This is a genomic window from Flavobacterium sp. 2, from assembly GCF_049949195.1.
Taxonomy (GTDB): Bacteria; Bacteroidota; Bacteroidia; order Flavobacteriales; family Flavobacteriaceae; genus Flavobacterium.
In genome coordinates, this window is record NZ_CP188206.1 from 1645019 (window position 1) to 1663796 (window position 18778).

Annotated in this window: 15 protein-coding genes; 7 read left to right on the top strand and 8 right to left on the bottom strand. The window is 33.7% G+C overall.

What is annotated here, in order from left to right; all coding sequences use genetic code 11:
* The first annotated feature begins 8 nt into the window (after window positions 1–8).
* The gene (locus tag ACNFIH_RS07015; protein ID WP_426486058.1) at window positions 9–1253 is read left to right on the top strand and encodes an aminotransferase class I/II-fold pyridoxal phosphate-dependent enzyme; all 1245 of its coding nucleotides are present in this window, start codon (window positions 9–11) and stop codon (window positions 1251–1253) included.
* Window positions 1254–1421: 168 nt separating this feature from the next.
* On the opposite strand, the gene ACNFIH_RS07020 is transcribed toward ACNFIH_RS07015, so the two are convergent.
* Window positions 1422–3356 (bottom strand): amino acid permease, encoded by a 1935-nt coding sequence (locus tag ACNFIH_RS07020; RefSeq protein WP_426486059.1) that lies wholly within the window; start codon window positions 3354–3356, stop codon window positions 1422–1424.
* 336 nt (window positions 3357–3692) lie between these two features.
* On the opposite strand from ACNFIH_RS07020, the gene ACNFIH_RS07025 reads away from it, so the two are divergent.
* Complete coding sequence (locus ACNFIH_RS07025; RefSeq protein WP_426486060.1) at window positions 3693–4847, top strand: Gfo/Idh/MocA family protein; 1155 nt, start codon at window positions 3693–3695, stop codon at window positions 4845–4847.
* Window positions 4848–5071: 224 nt separating this feature from the next.
* On the opposite strand, the gene ACNFIH_RS07030 is transcribed toward ACNFIH_RS07025, so the two are convergent.
* The 7 genes from ACNFIH_RS07030 to ACNFIH_RS07060 form a co-directional block, all read right to left on the bottom strand.
* A complete protein-coding gene (locus ACNFIH_RS07030; RefSeq protein WP_426486061.1) occupies window positions 5072–7981 on the bottom strand; it encodes an FAD-binding and (Fe-S)-binding domain-containing protein in 2910 nt (969 codons plus the stop codon).
* Between the two features lie 166 nt (window positions 7982–8147).
* Entirely contained in the window at window positions 8148–8438 is a 291-nt protein-coding gene (locus tag ACNFIH_RS07035; protein WP_426486062.1) for a hypothetical protein, read from the bottom strand.
* A 309-nt stretch (window positions 8439–8747) separates the two neighbouring features.
* On the bottom strand, window positions 8748–9179 hold the full coding sequence (locus ACNFIH_RS07040; protein WP_426486063.1) for a DUF6896 domain-containing protein: 432 nt from the start codon (window positions 9177–9179) through the stop codon (window positions 8748–8750).
* Between the two features lie 82 nt (window positions 9180–9261).
* A complete protein-coding gene (locus tag ACNFIH_RS07045) occupies window positions 9262–10515 on the bottom strand; it encodes an AAA family ATPase (protein ID WP_426486064.1) in 1254 nt (417 codons plus the stop codon).
* The gene (locus tag ACNFIH_RS07050; RefSeq protein WP_426486065.1) at window positions 10515–11378 is read right to left on the bottom strand and encodes a hypothetical protein; all 864 of its coding nucleotides are present in this window, start codon (window positions 11376–11378) and stop codon (window positions 10515–10517) included. Before ACNFIH_RS07050 ends, ACNFIH_RS07045 begins: the two co-directional genes overlap by 1 nt.
* A 141-nt stretch (window positions 11379–11519) precedes the next feature.
* Complete coding sequence (locus ACNFIH_RS07055) at window positions 11520–12476, bottom strand: DUF3137 domain-containing protein (protein WP_426486066.1); 957 nt, start codon at window positions 12474–12476, stop codon at window positions 11520–11522.
* A complete protein-coding gene (locus ACNFIH_RS07060; RefSeq protein WP_035649253.1) occupies window positions 12476–13030 on the bottom strand; it encodes a LemA family protein in 555 nt (184 codons plus the stop codon). Before ACNFIH_RS07060 ends, ACNFIH_RS07055 begins: the two co-directional genes overlap by 1 nt.
* Before the next feature lie 268 nt (window positions 13031–13298).
* On the opposite strand from ACNFIH_RS07060, the gene ACNFIH_RS07065 reads away from it, so the two are divergent.
* From ACNFIH_RS07065 to ACNFIH_RS07085, 5 genes are all read left to right on the top strand, one after another.
* Window positions 13299–14507, top strand: a complete 1209-nt coding sequence (locus ACNFIH_RS07065) for an anhydro-N-acetylmuramic acid kinase (protein ID WP_426486067.1) — start codon at window positions 13299–13301, stop codon at window positions 14505–14507.
* Window positions 14508–14719: 212 nt separating this feature from the next.
* On the top strand, window positions 14720–16291 hold the full coding sequence (locus ACNFIH_RS07070; RefSeq protein ID WP_426486068.1) for a glycoside hydrolase family 10 protein: 1572 nt from the start codon (window positions 14720–14722) through the stop codon (window positions 16289–16291).
* Window positions 16278–17819: an MFS transporter gene (locus ACNFIH_RS07075; RefSeq protein WP_426486069.1), complete on the top strand. Its 1542-nt coding sequence runs from the start codon at window positions 16278–16280 to the stop codon at window positions 17817–17819. The genes ACNFIH_RS07070 and ACNFIH_RS07075 overlap by 14 nt, the downstream gene beginning before the upstream one ends.
* 21 nt (window positions 17820–17840) lie before the next feature.
* Window positions 17841–18182, top strand: coding sequence for a hypothetical protein (locus ACNFIH_RS07080; protein WP_035649259.1), 342 nt, complete (start codon window positions 17841–17843; stop codon window positions 18180–18182).
* Between the two features lie 3 nt (window positions 18183–18185).
* Window positions 18186–18737 carry a zinc-ribbon domain-containing protein gene (locus ACNFIH_RS07085; protein ID WP_426486070.1) on the top strand — a complete coding sequence of 184 codons (552 nt, stop codon included), beginning with the start codon at window positions 18186–18188 and terminating at the stop codon, window positions 18735–18737.
* The last annotated feature ends 41 nt before the right edge of the window (window positions 18738–18778 follow it).

Below are 18778 nucleotides of genomic sequence, written 5' to 3' on the forward strand. Positions count from 1 at the left end.
CTATCTATATGAAAAACTTTAACCCAGCAGATAAAATTCAGGATTTGCAATACTTTGGTGAATTTGGCGGTGTGAATCCGTCGATTTCTGATTCTTCGACTTATACTTTTCTTTCGGCCAAAACTATGTTTGACACTTTTGAGGGAAATATGGAAGGCTGTTATTTGTATTCGCGTCATTCGTCGCCAAGTAATTTATATTTGGATCAAGCTTTGGCAGCGATGGAAGGAACAGAAACAGCAAATGTTTCGGCTTCTGGAATGGGAGCGATTACACCTACTCTTTTGCAGCTTTGCGGCGCTGGCGATCACATCGTTTCGAGCCGAACTATTTATGGCGGAACTTATGCTTTTCTGAAAAACTTTACACCAAGATTCGGAATCGAAACGAGCTTTGTTGACATTACTAAATTGGATGTTGTTGAAGCTGCAATTACGCCAAAAACGAAAGTTTTGTATTGTGAAACCGTTAGTAATCCCTTATTAGAAGTGGCTGATATTGCTGGTTTGGCTAAAATTGCTAAAAGACATAATTTGAAATTAGTTGTCGATAATACGTTTTCGCCATTATCTGTTTCTCCGGCTAAATTGGGCGCTGATATTGTAATTCACAGTTTGACAAAATACATTAACGGAAGTAGTGATACAGTTGGCGGTGTGACTTGTGCATCGAAAGAATTTATTAATTCACTGAAAAATGTAAATTCTGGTGCAAGTATGCTTTTGGGGCCAACAATGGATAGTTTGCGTTCGGCGAGTGTTATGAAAAATCTTCGTACGCTTCATATCCGAATTAAACAACACAGTCATAATGCTCATTTTCTAGCGGATCAATTTGAAAAAGACGGATTAAAAACAGTTTATCCAGGATTGAAAAGTCACCCTAGTCATGAATTATACAAAACGATGATTAATCCTGAATATGGTTTTGGTGGAATGTTGACGATTGATGTGGGAACTTTAGAGAAAGCAAATGAATTAATGGAATTAATGCAAGCGAGAAACTTGGGTTATTTGGCTGTAAGTTTAGGTTTTTATAAAACACTTTTCAGCGCGCCGGGAACCTCAACTTCTAGTGAAATTCCGTTAGAAGAACAAAAAGAAATGGGATTAACAGATGGTTTGATTCGTTTTTCTATTGGTTTGGATAATGATATTGATCGTACTTACGAAATGATGAAAGCTTGTATGGTTGAGCTTGGGATTTTGAATTCGGCAGAGATGCATAAAGAAGTTTTCGCAGAGGTTCGCTAAGATTTCTCTCTCGCAGATTTGGCTGATTATGCTGATTATTGTAGAAATCTATAAAAAAATCTGCTAGACCTGCACAATCTGCGCGAGAAAATTTGAGTGAATTTTATATAAAAAAAGCCGTTCTGAAATTATTCTCAGAACGGCTTTTCATATATAACTTTTTAACTTCTAACTCACAACTTGAGTATTTAGTTTACTGTTTTTTCTACTATAAGTAAAGTAAATCAATAATCCGATTAATAACCAAACTGTAAAATAAATCCAGTTCCAAACGCTTAATTCAGCCATCATATAAAGACAGCAAATTAATCCTAAAAGCGGAATTAAAGACAGATTTTTTCTAAAAGCCCAAACGGCTAATCCAACTAAAACAAAAAGGAAAATCCACATTGGAATTTTGTGTTTGAACAATTGAAAACCTGATTCGTATTTTAAAGAATCGTTGATTGGAAGTCCTTTTACAACTTCAGCGTATTTAACCTCATCATCTTGATATTGGCTTAATAAATGTTCCAAATCTGAAGTTTCGGCTGTTTTATTATTAACCTCAATACTTTCTAAATAATTGAAAACTTTTGCTGATTCTTCTTTATTTAATGAAGTAACAATTGTTGTTGCATCGTTTATCTGCGCTTCATTATTTACAAATGCCATTGTCGCTTTGTTATTGATTGCAAAAGCATAATACAATCCTACAATAATTAAAACTGGCAGAATATATTTTGAATTGATATAAGGCGTTTTGAATTTTCCTCTTGGAATTTCAGGTTTGTTTTGTAAAACCAAAACTCCCGCACAAACCAATACAAAGGCAAATAAAGTTCCGATACTGCATAAATCGGTTACCATTGTCAGGTTTAAAAATAATGCAGGAACTGCTACTACAAATCCTGTAACAATTGTTGCAAAAGAAGGTGTTTTAAATCTCGGGTGAACAGTAGAAAATTTCTTTGGCAATAAACCATCACGGCTCATACTCATCCAGATACGAGGCTGTCCCATTTGGAAAACCAATAAAACACTCGCCATTGCCACTACTGCACTAACTGCAATAATTCCCGACATCCATTTTAGGTTTAATTTATCGAATACAAATGCAAGAGGATCTCCAACATTTAATTCGTGATATTTTACCATTCCGGTTAAAACTAAGGCAATAGCAATATAAAGTATCGTACAAATAATAATTGCCCACATCATTCCGCGTGGTAAATCGCGTTGTGGATTTTTACATTCTTCGGCAGTTGTCGAAATCGCGTCAAAACCAATATATGCAAAGAAAACTGCTGACACTCCTTTTAAAACTCCTCCAACTCCATTTGGTGCAAACGGATCCCAGTTTGCTGTATCTACATAAAATACTCCAACTGCAATTACTAAAAGAACTACGCAAAGTTTTATTACAACCATTAGGTTACTAGCGTTACGAGATTCTTTCATTCCTCTATAAACCAAAGCCGTAATCAAAATAATGATAAACAAAGCCGGAATATCAGTTACAAAATGAAAAGAACCAATTGTTGGTGCCGTTGTCCATGCTGTATGCGCTTGTTGTAAAGCAACACTTAAATTTTCGAATGATTTTCCGCCTCGCATTAAAGCTTCTGCATCATTAAATCCGTTTGAAGCGGTTAGATAATCCATCTGAATCCATTGTGGAAGATGAATTCCGCCACTCTGGAGCAGTCCGGTAAAATAATCACTCCACGATATCGCCACGGTAATATTTCCGACGGCATATTCCATAATTAATGCCCATCCAATTATCCATGCAATTATTTCTCCAAAAGCAACATAAGAATACGTATAAGCACTTCCTGAAACCGGAACCATCGAAGCAAATTCGGCATAAGCAAAAGCGGCAAAACTACAAGCCAAAGCTGTAAACAAAAACAAGAAAATAACAGCTGGTCCACCATCTGCACTTGCTTTTCCGATTGTACTGAAAATACCAGCTCCCACAATTGCTGCAATTCCAAAAGCAGTTAAATCTTTGGTTGTAAGGTGTTTCCCCAATGCCTCATGTCCATCTGCTTCATTCTTTGCAACTTGCTTCAGAATATCTTGTACCGTTTTTTTTCGGAATAAACCTGATAACGCCATATGTGGTTTTGCTTTTAAATTAATTTATATCGGTCTTTGTGGTTTTATTTTGCAAATAATGCAAAAATTATCCTGATTTCAAATATATAAAACCATTTTGTTTTTTCTCAATATATTTTACTGATAGATTTCGCAGATTGAAGAAATTTATTCTGATTTCTTTTTCGGATTTTCAATCTTATAATTTTCCGATAATCATCTGGAACAACTTATCATGTTTTTAACATTTATCATAAAAATTAACTAGCAAAAAGATATTTATAATATCACAAAATGTAACATTTTAAGAAGATAGCACACTTATCATTTTAAACAATTTAATTTAAAGGTAAATTTATGGAAAAAATTTCAAGACGTTCTTTTGTAAATAAATTTGGAATGGGAGTTGGCGCTTCGGTTGTTATGACTTCACTTCCGTCTTTTTTAACCGCTGCAGAAACCAATCAACATTCTTATACCGGCAAAAAATTAAACGTCGCGTTATGCGGTTTAGGAAATTATGCCTCAAGGGTAGCGCAAGGAATTCTGGCTTCTGAATACTGCACTCTGGCCGGAATAATAACCGGTACGCCCGAAAAAGCGGCAAAATGGAAAAGTCAATATAATATTCCAGAAAAAAATATCTACAATTATCAAAATTTCGATGAAATTGCAAAAAACAAAGACATTGATTTAGTATACGTTATAACACCAAATGGTCTCCATAAAGAATTTACGATTCGCGCTGCAAAAGCAGGAAAACATGTTATTACTGAAAAACCGATGGCAATTTCAGTTAAAGATTGCGAAGAAATGATAAAAGCCTGCAATGACAATAATGTACAACTGGCAATTGGATATCGCTTGCATTACGAACCAACGCATCTTGAAATTAAACGATTAGGACAAAATAAAGTTTTTGGACAAGTCCGTTATATTGAAGCTTCTCTTGGTTATAAAATTCATGATCCGCTTGATACCAAAAGCACTGTCAATTTCAGTGACCGAAACGAATGGCGACTTAACAAAAAATTATCTGGAGGCGGCCCACTAATGGATTTAGGAGTTTATTGCATTCAGGCAAGCCGTTATGTTTTGGGCGAAGAACCAATTGCAGTTACAGCACAATTTGGAAAAGTATATAACAAACAAATTTTTTCCGAAACGGAAGAAAGCATTTCCTGGCAAATGGAATTTCCAAGTGGAGCAACTGCAAATTGCAACACAACTGTAGCTTATGATGTTGATCGATTTTACGCTTCCGCAGATGAAGGTTCGTTTGAATTAAGTCCGGCTTTGAGTTACGGTCCTTTTGAAGGAAAAACATCTAAAGGTGCGCTAAAATTTCCCGTGATAAATCAGCAACAAACGCAAATGGATGAAATAGCTAAACTATTATTAGAGAACAAAAAACTGCCAAATCATATTACTGGAGAAGAAGGACTTAAAGACATTAAAGTCATTAACGCAATCTATAAAGCTGCAGAAACTGGGAAGAAAGTTATACTTTGATGTTTTTTGCCACAGATTAAAAGAATTAAAATGATTTTAAAATACTCTTCTAAACAAAACTTATATCTAAAGTTTGTCATTCCGAGGAACGAGGAATCTCCGCGAGTAGCTCCGCAACGAGAGTCTAATCTTTGTAGAGCTTCTCGCGGAGATTCCTCGTTCCTCGGAATGACAAACTTTGTGGATTTTGCTAAATCTAAAATCTACAGTCTAAAATCTACAGTCTAAAATTTAAGACAACTTCTCAAAATACTAACAGGATGCTGTGCTTCACGTTTTGTTCCATCATAAATTTGATGACGGCAACTTGTTCCTGCAGCAGCAATTTTTACGTTTTCGGCGGTGTTGCGCACTTTTGGGAAAAGCGTGTCCTCTCCCATTTGCATGCTCACTTTATAATGTTCTTTTTCATAACCAAAAGATCCCGCCATTCCGCAGCAACCTGAATTATAAATCGTAACCGTATTATTTTTAGGAAGATTCAGCATCGCAAAAGTAGCTTCAACAGAACTCAGTGACTTTTGATGACAATGTCCGTGGATTTTGATTTCTTTTGTTTCTTCAGAGAAAGAATCCGGCGTTATTTTTCCATCGATTATTTCTTTTTTGAAGAATTCTTCGATGGTAAAAGCATTTTGCGAAATTCTTTCCGCATTTTCTTTATCCGATGCCAATCGTAAATATTCATCTCTAAAAGTCAAAATTGCCGAAGGTTCAATTCCGATTAATGGCGCTTTCGCGGAAATCAAATCTTTGAATATATTGATATTGATATCGGTGATCTTTTTAGCTTCTTCCAAAAATCCTTTTGATAAATAAGTTCTTCCGCTTTCTTCGTGATTTACGATTAGAACTTCGTAACCTAATTTCGTCAATAGTTCAAAAGCATCAATCCCGATATTTACGTCGTAATAATTGGTAAATTCATCAACAAATAAATACAATTGACCGTTAGGAAAATCGGCGTCTTTAGGTTTGTTATTTTCATACCATTTTCTAAAAGTCTTTTTAGCCAAAAGAGGAACTTGTCTTTCTGGCGCAATTCCCATTGTCTTTTTTACCAAAGATTGATTCGAAATAAAATTCGTAATCGACGGGAATTTGCTTCCCATTTTGTTCAATTTGGCGTTGTTGGCAAAAATCTTGCTTCGGGTCGAAAATCCGTTTGCTTTTTGATATTGGTATAAAAATTCGGCTTTCAAAGTCGCGACGTCAACATTACTTGGGCATTCGCTCGCGCAGGCTTTACAGCTTACACACAACTCAAAGACTTCGTATAATTCTTTCTGGTCAAATTTGTTTTCTTTTTCAGAATACGTCAAATATTCGCGTAAAGCGTTGGCTCGCGCGCGAGTGGTTTCTTTCTCATTTCGCGTCGCACGATAACTCGGACACATTGCTCCTCCTGCTGATGGCATTTTTCGACAATCGCCAGAACCGTTACATTTTTCGGCTGCTCGCAAAATTCCTAAACTATCTGAAAAATCCTGAAACGTTTTAATATCCGGTTCTACTCTACCCGAAACTACACGATGATTTTCATCCATTTTCAAAGCGTTGACAATCTTCCCAATATTTAAAACCGAGTTCGGGTCAAACGCTAATTTAATTCTTTTCAGCAATTCGTAATTCTTATCGCCAATCATAAACGGAATAAATTCGCCACGCACAATTCCGTCGCCATGTTCACCGCTTAATGAACCTCTGTATTTTTTTACCAAATGCGCCACATCGGTCGCAATGGTTCTGAATAATTTTAGATCTTCCGTTTTCTTCAAATTCAAAACCGGACGCAAATGCAATTCTCCTGCTCCGGCATGCGCGTAATAAATCGCTTCCTGTCCGTGACTTAACATCATCGCCGAAAATTCTGCAATATACGCTGGTAAATCGCTCAATTCAACGGCTGTATCTTCTATCGAATCGGCGGCTTTGTTGTCGCCTACAATACTTCCCAAAAGTCCTAGTCCGGCTTTTCTCAGTTCGTTGGCTTTATCAATATCAGGACCGTAAATTTTTACTAGCGCGTAACCAAAATTGTGTTTCTCTAAATCGGCAATTAAAGCATTTGCCTGATTCTCGGCATCTTCTAAAGTATGAGACGCCACTTCAAAAAGCATAATCGCTTTTGGTTCTCCAACTAAAAAGAATCGATTTTTAATGTGTTCACGATTGGTTTTGGTACAATCTAAAATCGTGTCGTCGATCATTTCGCAAGTGTACAAATGATGTTTCATCGCCACTACAACAGATTCCAAAGATTCCTGAATCGTATGATAATGTCCAACGACCATAATACTGTGCGCTGGCGGTAAATCGTCGACTTTTAAAGTGATTTCGGTTGTAAAGGCTAAAGTTCCTTCGCTTCCGCAAAGTAGTTTTCCGAGGTTTATTGTAGGTTCTGTTCCGCCAAATAATTCTGATCTTAACAGAATATCAACAGCGTAACCTGTGTTTCGTCTGTGAATTTCCGGTTTCGGAAACTCTTTTATAATTTCTTCCTGATTTTCTTTTACCGAAAGTTCGTCGTAAACGCTTTTGTAAATTTTATTTTCTAAAGAATCGCCTTTGGTTTTCTCGATAAATTCCGCCGAAGTCAATTCGCTAAAAGCTACTTCTGTTCCATCGCTTAAAATCGCTTTTACTTCTGCAATTTTATCACGCGTCACGCCATAACGAATTGAAGTTGTTCCAGAAGAGTTATTTCCCACCATTCCGCCAATCATTGCACGGTTTGATGTTGATGTAATGGGTGCAAAAAATACGCCGTACGGTTTTAAATATAAATTCAGTTCATCGCGAATAACGCCGGGCTGAACCGTAACCGTTTTCTTCTCGGCATTATAACCTAATATTTTGGTGAAATGCTTCGAAACATCAATCACAAGTCCGTCGCCAACGGCTTGTCCGGCCAGTGAAGTTCCAGCCGTTCTTGGCGTAACCGAAATATTATGTTCGCCCGCAAAGCGAATTAATTTGCTGATATCTGCTATAGTTTTAGGCAAAGCAACCGCATTTGGCCGAATCCGGTACACCGATGCATCTGTCGAATAAAGTGTTTTATGAAGATCATCGTATAAAAGTGTGCCTTCGATTTCGCCGGCTAATTGCTCTAAATCCTTAAGTATTGACATTTTTTCTGAAATATGATTTCACAAAAATAGTTATTTTTTTAAGGTTCTGAGGTTCTAAGATGCTAAGGTTCTAAGGTTTTTTTGTGATTGTTTTTTAGAGTTGGAATTTAAACTGATTGTCATCCTGAGCAAAGTCGAAGGCTTATAAAAACGCAAATTTTCTCTTTTACTCAATAAGTCCTTCTGTAAATTTTACAGCAAGAATACCAAAAGTCGGTTTGATATACGTTTGGAAAGCATTTGCCTCTTCAAGTGTTTGAAAAGATATTGAATGCTCTTCAATCAATGTATTCAATGTAAAGTTTAGGTGCATAATGTAATCTTGGAAATTATCCAGATAATGAGATTTTGCATCTATTAGTTCCATACCTGATAATTTTTCAAACGGCTGGCGCTTTGCGTTTATATACGCTTCCGCACTTTTAATAAATTCTTCTTTGATTTTTTCGTAACTCATGTCTTAATGATTTATGTATTGTAACATTTTGTCATCTGTTTGAAAATCCTGTAGGGATAATTTCCCGAATAAGTCTAACGGACAACATGAGCGTGTGATTTTCTATTTTGAGTAATTCATTTACTCAAATTTAAAAAAAATTAGCGAGGATAACAAAATTTTGAAAAGTCCTGAGCTGATTGCGAAGTATGTCTTTTTCAAATTATATTGCGTCTAATCTTTGCGTGCACGGATTGCAAATCCGCGCTATCGGGTATTATACAATGAATACTTGTTCCCATTTTTTGAGGTTTGAGTTAAAACAATAATTTAAACAAAAAGCGATTCCTGAACAATTCCATAACACATAAAAACACATCCAAAAGCCTTTCCTTCAACTCCTTCTATAGTTTTCCATTCTAAAACTCCTTTATTTATAAGTTTGTAGAGCTCACATTCGATGTAATTAGGACTATAATTTAGTTTCTGATATTCAGGATGAGTTTGAATAAACTCTGAAAATTTCCATTGTGAAAATTTAATTTCGTTTATCGTAATATCATATTCATAAATAACTCCATCTTTCTTAGCAGTACAACCACTTCCGTGAAACCAATATTCAATTCCATTAATTGTTCCTTTTCTTTCAAAAAAGTCACTAGAAAATGAACATGGATTTATTTCTTGTTTGTATTTATCTTTTAATAAAGCTTCAAAGCTTCTGATAAATGTAATGTAGTCGGTTAAGATTTTTTCGATCATAATTAAATCAAATGTAAATTGAATTTATTTGATTTACAACCATAGTAGCATACCGTTAGCGCGGATTTGTAAATCTAAAATATCAATCTTGCTTTAAATAATTTAAAATCTTTCGCGCAATACTAAATCTTGATGTTGAACCCACTTCTTGATGTTCAACATCGATATAATCATTATCCTCTATATATTTTAAAAACACTTTCTTGATCTGTTTATTTATATCACGCATATTTTTATATTTGGACACATTTATTAATCTTCCAAAATAATTAATTGTATTTTCAGGAAATTCGATATTATATTCTTGTTTTACTTTTTTCATTAGACTATTAACTCGAAACTCAATATATTTCTCTTTGTCTTTATTGCTAAGTAAAGTAAACATACATTTATAATCAAATCGTGATCTTAATTCGGGAGAAATTCTTTTAGGAAAATCTTCTTTACTTATATTAGAAGTAAAAATAATTATAAAACCATTTAGGTCAATTTCATCACCTAATGAACTTGTCATCTTTCCACTCTCCAGAACATCTAAAAAATAATTAAATAGAGAAGCATTTGATTTTTCAAATTCATCAATCAAGAGAATACCTACATCAGTATCTCTTACTTTCATAAATATTTCACCATCATCGCTCCCTGTATATCCTCGAGCAGATCCAATTAAGGAACTTAAAGAAAATTCATTACTATAATTACCAAAATTTATTTTAGCTAATTTCTTTTTTCCATTAAGACAAGCAAACATAGTTCTTGCTACTTCAGTTTTACCAACTCCAGAATCTCCCATCAAAAATAAAGAAAGGATTTTATGCTCTCCTAATCTATTGAAGATTCTAAATGTATTTATTTGCTCTTCTAAATCATTTTTAAATTTAGGATGCCCATATAACTTTTCTTTAAACCTTTCAAAAAAATCTACAATAGCATCATTATCTAAATCAATAATTTTTTTATGCCTTTTCTTAGGTTTTATTTCATCCGAATCACTATCTAAATTAACTTCTGTCTTTAAATAACTTTTTTCTACATCATTAAAATTTTCAAAAAGAAATCGTAATTCATAAGATAATATTTTTTTATGCTTTTTATCAGCAATAAAAATAATTTCATCATCAAATAGAGGCAATACCTGCTCTGGCAATAATTGTAGACTTACATATTCTGAAAGAACTGAAAGATCAATGATTTCAGTTTCTGGATCCACTTCATCAATCAATTCATTATCTTTTATGAATTTAGAAACAGTAACAATAGAATACCCTTCACTGTATTTTAATTCTCTATAATCAAAAAAATCATCTCTCTCATAAAATAATAACTCTGATTTCATTACTTGTTGTTTTTTGATGATATATTTACGTTTTGTACTATTGCCAGTAAGTCAATATAATGATAATCATTTCCATCTCCAGAACTTTTAAAATCAAAAGGAGTACTATTAGTGTTTTGAGTACTGTAATGACTATCTTGTATTTCGTCATCATCTTTGTTGATATTGAAAGAATTTTGAAGTTGACCAATTTCTTGAAAATATTCAAAGGAATTCTTTAAATCATCAACCTTTATTTTTCCTTTATAAAGTCCTATTACAGAAACTTTTCCAACAAATAAATCATCTACACTATAAGAACTTTCGAATTCACTTTCAAATGTCAGAGGAATTTTAAATAAAATTTTAAGTTCTAAATCGTCCTTTTCTCCTTTAATTTTATAAGCATAATCTTTAAACATCGAATTAAAAATATTATTCAAATCCATTCCATTAGTTCCAGGTGCTACTAAATCTTTGAAAGCTCCTCCATTCATGAATTTAACCATCCTTAATTCAATTTCATTCTCAAGGGAAAGTTTTACATTGTCTAATTTAATTAGTTCACCTTCTTCTATTTTTTCAAAAGAGGTAATCGTATTGCTACTTTTTACAACATCATCCAAAATCACAGATTTGGTTGTTTTAATTTCAAATGTTTCTAAAACTTTCTTTGAATTTGAGCCTTTAATATTTCCACCAGATTCAACATCTCCAACTTTAAACAAATCCATGAAATTTAATCCAAATTTCGCTTTTAATGATGCATCTCCTTCAAGGATATTATCTTTAGTTATTTCTTTACTTAAAGATACTACGTTACTAAGCATCATTTTTATTTCATAAACTTTAGGGAAATTAATGTAATATATATTAAATATCATATTGCTTATATTAATTGGCTACTACTATTTACATGTTTTAAATACAAATTTACTTTTTAAATAATATCTTACATTACGGAAAACCGTTTAATAAATCAAAAATCTATTAAACGGTTTAAAATATTTTATAAAAAAAGAAAGCTACCCTTTCCCCCAAATCCTAGTATTCAAATCCAGTTCATGAACAATATCATGCATGAATTTCACAATCGAAAGATCATTGGTAAGTAAATCAGGATCTAAAAGTGTCGAATGAATAGGTGCTTCAAAGTAATTGTGCGACAACGGAAAAGCAATATACATTTTCGAACTTATAAAAGAGACCGAAATTGTTTCATCGCATTTGCTGTTTAAATCCAGAATTCTTTCCATCATTGCAGGCGTTAAAATATATCGCGCCTCAATTTGGTTTCTGGAATAAGTTGCAAATTTATTGTCGAATTCCGTGTTTTCTAATTCCACTACTTCGCTGTTTCCAAAACTAAAAACGTTTTTTGAAAACCAAGAACTAAAAGCTTCTCCATAACCTTTTGGACGCACAACCGTCGAAACTTCAAAGTTTTTATTGAAATCGGCTACAAAAACAATTCCTTTAAAAATCGTGTGCCAATGCGTTTTGGTTCCGTTTTTGTCACGGGTTTCTGTTTTATATTCGGCATGAACTTCGGCAAACCAAAAAGAAGTTTTATCGTTTGTTCCGCTAATTAAATCCTGTGTTTTATAACGATCCGGCTCTGTTGTAAAAAGCTCAGAACTTATAAATTCATATTCCGGAAGTCCGCTTTGCGGTGTTAATGTCAAACTTTCATTGATGTTTTTCAATGCCTGTGCCACAACATTAGTTTTGTAAGCAACTTTGTATTTTATAGCAGTATCTTCTATTTGAAAATACATTACAATACCAGTAATACCAGAAGCCGCAAATCCTAAAAAACCAATAATCGGAATTCGAATAAAAAAACCAATTATCAGAAGCACAAAGGCAAGTCCAAATAAAATGTAACAGGTTTTGTAGGTTTCGGCGATCTTTTTTCGATCAATTTCTAATGTATTCAAAACCTCTTGCAAGGCTGTATTGGTGTTGATTTCTGAATCCATTAATTATTGAAAAGTTCTTTTGCACTAATATTTTTACGCTCTTCTTCTGCAGTTTCCAAAACATCAATTTTGGTATAATTCAGCATTCCCGAAAATAGATTTCCAGGGAACATCATAATTGCGTTATTGTAACTCGTAACCGAAGCATTGTAAGTTCTTCTGGCAGCCGCAATTTGTTCTTCGCTTTCTGTCCAAGTGCTTTGTAAGTTTAGGAAATTTGTATTAGCCTTTAAGTCCGGATAATTTTCAACAGTAACCATTAAACCTTTTACAGCCGTGCTCAATTCCGTATCCAAACTTGCTTTTTCAGCTTCAGTTAAAGTTCCAGAGCCTGCTTTTGCACGAAGTTCTACAATTTTAGTTAAGGTACTTTGTTCGTAATTGGTGTATTGTTTTACTACTTCAACTAGATTCGGAATCAAATCAAAACGTTTTTTCAACATTACATCAATTGCCGAAAAAGCATTCGTAACATTATTTCTTTTTTCGATAAGGGAATTGTAAATAAATACTCCGATTAGTATAAAAACAACAAGAATAATAACAATAATCATGGTTTAAGATTTAATTAGTTTGAAAACAAATATATAAAAAGCGATGTAAGTTTTATTTGACCCGTTGCGTTTTTATTTAAACAGATAGAAACATAATTTCGGAACTCAATAAAAGAATTAAATAAAATCAAGATTTCACGCATAGCTATGTGTTTAAAAACAATTACAATTAACGTTTTAAAATAAATCTCTAAGTTTACTTATATTTATATGTAAAAAATCCCATTTTAGCGTTTCCAAATTAAATGCATTTTTAAGATTACTCGAAATGAATAAAAATATAAAAGCTCTTTACGAAATCGCTCAAAAAGAAACCCGAAAAATAATCGGTTTAATGTCGGGAACTTCGCTTGACGGACTTGACTTGGCGCTTTGTGAAGTTTCTGGCGAAGGCGAAAATACAATCGTAAAAATCGATCAGTTTGAAACCATCGATTATAATGAAGATATTAAAACCGAAATCAGAAAAGTATTTGCTAAAAAAACAATCGATTTTCAGCATTTGGTTTTGCTAAACGAATGGATTGCCGATTTGCACGCTAGAATGATTAACGATTGTCTTTCAAAATGGAATATTCACGCGGAGGAAGTTGATTTAATCGCATCGCACGGACAAACGGTTTTGCACGCTCCAAAATTTTTGCATCAGCAGGAAAAATTTCCAAATGCGACGTTGCAAATTGGCGACGGCGATCATATTGCGGTAAAAACCGGAATTATAACTATAGCTGATTTCAGACAAAAACATGTTGCAGCGGGCGGTGAAGGCGCACCTTTGGCGGTTTACGGCGATTATTTGTTGTTCAGCAAAAAAGGCGAAAACCGAATTATGCTCAACATGGGCGGAATCGCAAATTTCACGTATTTGCCAGCCTCACAAAACGCCGAGGAAGTTTTTGTAACCGATACCGGAACGGCAAATACGTTAATTGATATTTTCACGAAACAATTTTTCCCTGAAAAAAGTTTCGATAAAGATGCTGAAATCGCTAAAAGCGGAACTGTAAATCAAGCACTTTTAACCGAATTAAAAAGCGATGCTTTCTTCCAAAAAAGTTTCCCAAAAACAATTGGTCAGGAATTATTCAACCATGATTTTGTGAATTCGGCTTTGGTAAAATTAGGTTTAGAGAACATTTCGGCACCAGATTTGCTGGCTACTTTAACGCGCCTTAGTGCCGAAACAATTGCTGAAGCAGTTTTGTTTGTCGTAAAAAACACTAAAACACCAATCGAAGAATTTACAGTTTATATGTCGGGCGGTGGCGCGAGAAATCCGTTATTGGTGAGTTGGTTACAGGAATTATTGTCTTGTAAATTTGAAAAAAGCGATGTTCTCGGAATTTCAGGTGATGCGAAAGAAGCGGTTTTATTTGCTGTTTTGGCTAATGAAACTGTTGCAGGCGGAAATTATAATTTTGGTTCAAAAAAAGGAATTCCATCGGTAACAATGGGAAAGATTTCTTTTCCAAGCTAAATTAAGTTTGCCACAGATTAAAAGGATTAAAAAGATTAATCCATAAAATCCTTTAATCTGTGGCTATAAAAAACAGCCACGAATTCACAAATTTTATTTTTCGCTTGGTATTCAAAAAATAATTCATGAATTCGTGGCGGAAAAAACGCAACGTTATTAATTATAATCGTTTAAAAAAACTATTTTTGGTTTTTGTTAAATTAAAGATTGAAATGCATAAAAATCAGCACTTACTATACTCTATTATATTTTTGTTTTTCTTTGGATGGAAATCCGCTGCACAGGAAAATGTAACACATCCTAAAAACGAATTCAGAGGTGTATGGATTGCTACGGTTGTTAATATTGACTGGCCAAAAACAGCCAATGACAACGTTGAAAAAGAAAAAGCTGATTATCTTGAAATTCTAGAAACGTATAAAAAACTAAATTATAACGCCGTAATTGTTCAGGTTCGAAGCGTGGGCGACGCAATTTATCCTTCTGAATTTGCTCCTTGGTCGCGATTTTTGACAGGAAAAGAAGGTTTGGCTCCAAATCCTTATTATGATGCTTTGGCATGGATGATTGAGCAGGCACACAACCGCGGATTTGAATTTCACGCTTGGCTAAATCCGTATCGAGCAACTTTCGATTTGAATAAAAACCTTTTGAGCCCAGGACACGATCTTTTTAAACATCCGGAATGGATGATTGAATATGGCGGAAAATATTATTATGATCCTGCTCTACCTCAAGTTCAGGAACATTTGACGAAAGTCGTAAAAGAAGTCGTTGACAAATACGACATTGACGCAATCCATTTTGATGATTATTTTTATCCTTATGCCGTTCCCGGAAAAGTTTTTAATGATTCTGCTTCATACAAAAAATATGGTGCAGGCTTAAGTCTTTCAGACTGGCGTCGTGCCAATGTGAGCAACTTTGTACACACCATTTCTACAACCATAAAAGCCAGCAAACCGTGGGTTCAATTCGGAATTAGTCCGTTTGGGGTTTGGCGAAATAAATCTCAGGATCCTAGAGGTTCTGAAACACAATCGACTTCGAATTATGATGATTTGTATGCAGATCCAATATTATGGATGGATCAAAAATGGATTGATTATATCTTGCCTCAATTGTATTGGAGCATGAATAATCCTAGAGCTTCTTATTCGAAATTAGTAAAATGGTGGTCTGAAAACTCCAATAATACTGCAATTTACATTGGTCATGCTTCTTATAAAATTAGAGGCGATGGCGACAAAAGTTGGAATTTTATGCAGGAAATCCCAACTCAAATTGACTTTTTGAGAACCTTTAAAAATGTTTCCGGAAGCGCTTATTTCAGCTCAAAATGGTTCATGAATAAAAATTTTGATGTCGTTCGCCATCTTGAGGAAAATCAATATAAATATCCGGCGCTGCCTGCAGCTGTTCCAAATTTAAAACGTGTTATTATTGATACGCCTCAAGTTCTTGAATATACAAAAGACAGCATAAAATATACTTTTACAATCAAAAGTCCGCTAAATACAAAAGTGCGTTACATGGTACTTTACGGTGGTGATCATGTTTCAAAAATCGACATTAACGATGCTACAAAAATCGTTGAAAAAGTTACTGTAAAAGAAGTTGACGGTAAAATCACTTTTTCGATTGCTGGAGGAAAACTAAATCTTTTTAAAGCCTGTGCTTTCACTTTTATTGATTATTTTGCCAACGAAAGCACGCCAACTGCATTAGATTTAAAAAAGCCATTTAAAAACTATACACCAAATCAACCTAATGAAAACAGATAATAAACCTTGGTTCTGGATTCCGCTTCTTAATTTTGCTTCTGGACTGCCTTATGCTATAATCATTTCCGTTTCGGTAATTATGTATAAAGATCTGGGAGTTTCAAATAAAGATATTGGTCTTTGGACAAGTTTATTATATCTGCCATGGGTAATAAAACCACTTTGGAGTCCACTAATCGAATTAATCGGAACTAAAAGAGATTGGTTCATCACGATGCAGTTAGCCATTTCAATCTTTTTTTTAATTGTCGGATTTGCGATTCCTACCAACGGTTTTCTTTATACTACATTAGCCTTATTCTGGGTTGCCGCTTTTGCATCTGCTTCAAATGATATTGCAAGCGATGGCTTTTATTTATTGGTATTACCAGAAGACAAACAATCTTTTTTTATTGGGATTAGAAGCACTTTTTACAGACTTTCTATGCTTGCAGGAAATGGATTAGTGGTGCTTTTCGCAGGAAATTTAGAAGAAAAATACGGCGATAATACTAAAGCTTGGTCGTATACTATGATTGGCGTTGGTTTATTAATGACTTTTATTACCATTTATAATTTCATTTTTACTCCAAAAAATGAAATTAATACAGTTGAAAATAAAAAAATAGCTCATAATCAAAGTTTCGGTTCTGTATTTGCGAGCTTTTTCAAGAAAAAACAAATTGTCCTTATCCTTTCCTTTATTTTATTGTTCCGATTAGGAGAATCTCAATTAATTAAAATGTTGACTCCTTTTTTAATAGATCCGCTGAGATATGAGTTAGTAGAAAAAGGAACAGATGATAATCAGGCAAAAGCATTAGAATTATACAATTCAAAAGTTATAAAAGGAGAAAAACTATCTGAATCTGAATTACAATTATTGTATTCTAATCTTCCGATTTTAGTGCAAATGAGAGATGAAGGAAAACTATTAGAAGAAGTAGAAAATAAAGACAAAATAGAATACGAAAAAGCGAATAAAGCTCGAATTAATTTTGTAGACGAACTAATTGCCTCTAAAGGAGCCCAAAAAGATATTCAAGTTGGTGGAATGGGACTTACTACCAAAACTATTGGTATAATTTACGGAACCTGCGGCCTGATTGCATTAACGTTAGGAGGAATTCTTGGAGGAATTGCAATTTCAAAACAAGGATTAACCAAATGGATGCTTCCAATGATTTTAACGATGCACCTGCCAATTATTGGTTTTATCTTATTAGCTTATTTTCATCCTTCATCAATTTACTATATTTATGCCGTTGTTATAATTGAGCAATTTGGTTATGGATTTGGATTTGCTGCATTTATGATGTATTTAATTCATGTGGCTGAAGGAGAATCAAAAACAGCTCATTATGCATTAGCAACCGGATTTATGGCAATGGGAATGATGTTACCGGGAATGGTAAGCGGTTATATTCAAGAATATTTAGGCTACGGCAACTTCTTTATTTGGGTTCTCTTAGCTACAATTCCAGGTCTTATTTTATCACGTTTTTTAACTTTCCCAAAAGATTTTGGGAAAAAATCAGAAGAAGTTTAACCCCAAATCAAACTTTTACCTATGGAAATCAATGAAAATTTGCAGGCCGAACGCAACTTAAAAGGAGCTGAGTTCGAAAAAAACGGAAATCTTGAAAAAGCAATTGAATTGTATGAGGAAAATGTCGCAGAAAGCTTTAAAGGAAATCATCCTTATGATCGATTAGCAACGATCTACAAAAATCAGCTTGATCTTGAAAATGAAATCAGGATTCTAGAAAAAGCAATTATTGTTTACGAAGAAATCACACTCGTAGATCGATTAGAAGGTTTGCCAAAACTTTTCCGTTTTAAAAACCGATTAGAAAAGGCAATTGAAACCAAAAAACAATTGGCTAAACAAAAAAAGGCGAAATTGAAATAAATTATGAAAAAAAAATGTTCAAATTGTCAAACAGAAAATGACTTAAATTCAAAATATTGCTCAATATGTGGTTTCAAATTACCAACATCAGATGATATAAATTTAAAACCTGAAGTTGAGGATTTGAAAGTAAAAAAGCCGACAAAAAAATTTGATCTTAAAACTTTCTTAGGATTTATAGTAGGATTTATTATAATGTTTTTTGTTACACAATCACTATTCAAACCATCAATTGATAAGCAACTTGTTGAATTTGCTAACGAATTCAATAAAACTTGCCCAATGAATATTGATGAGTATACAACTTTGAAAAATGTAGTTGCTTTACCAGACAAAACAATTCAGTATAATTATGTTTTAGTTGGAATCGCAAAAGCTGACGTCAAAATAGACACGGTAAAAAAATATATTTTCCCAGGAATTTTACAAAACGTAAAAACAAACCCGGACATGAAGTTGTTTAGAGATAACAAAGTTACCCTAAATTATTCCTATTCAGATAAAAATGGAGAATACGTAACCAAATACATTGTAAAACCTGAAATGTACGAGTAAAACAAAATACATCTATCAATCAGTTTGATAATAAAATTTAA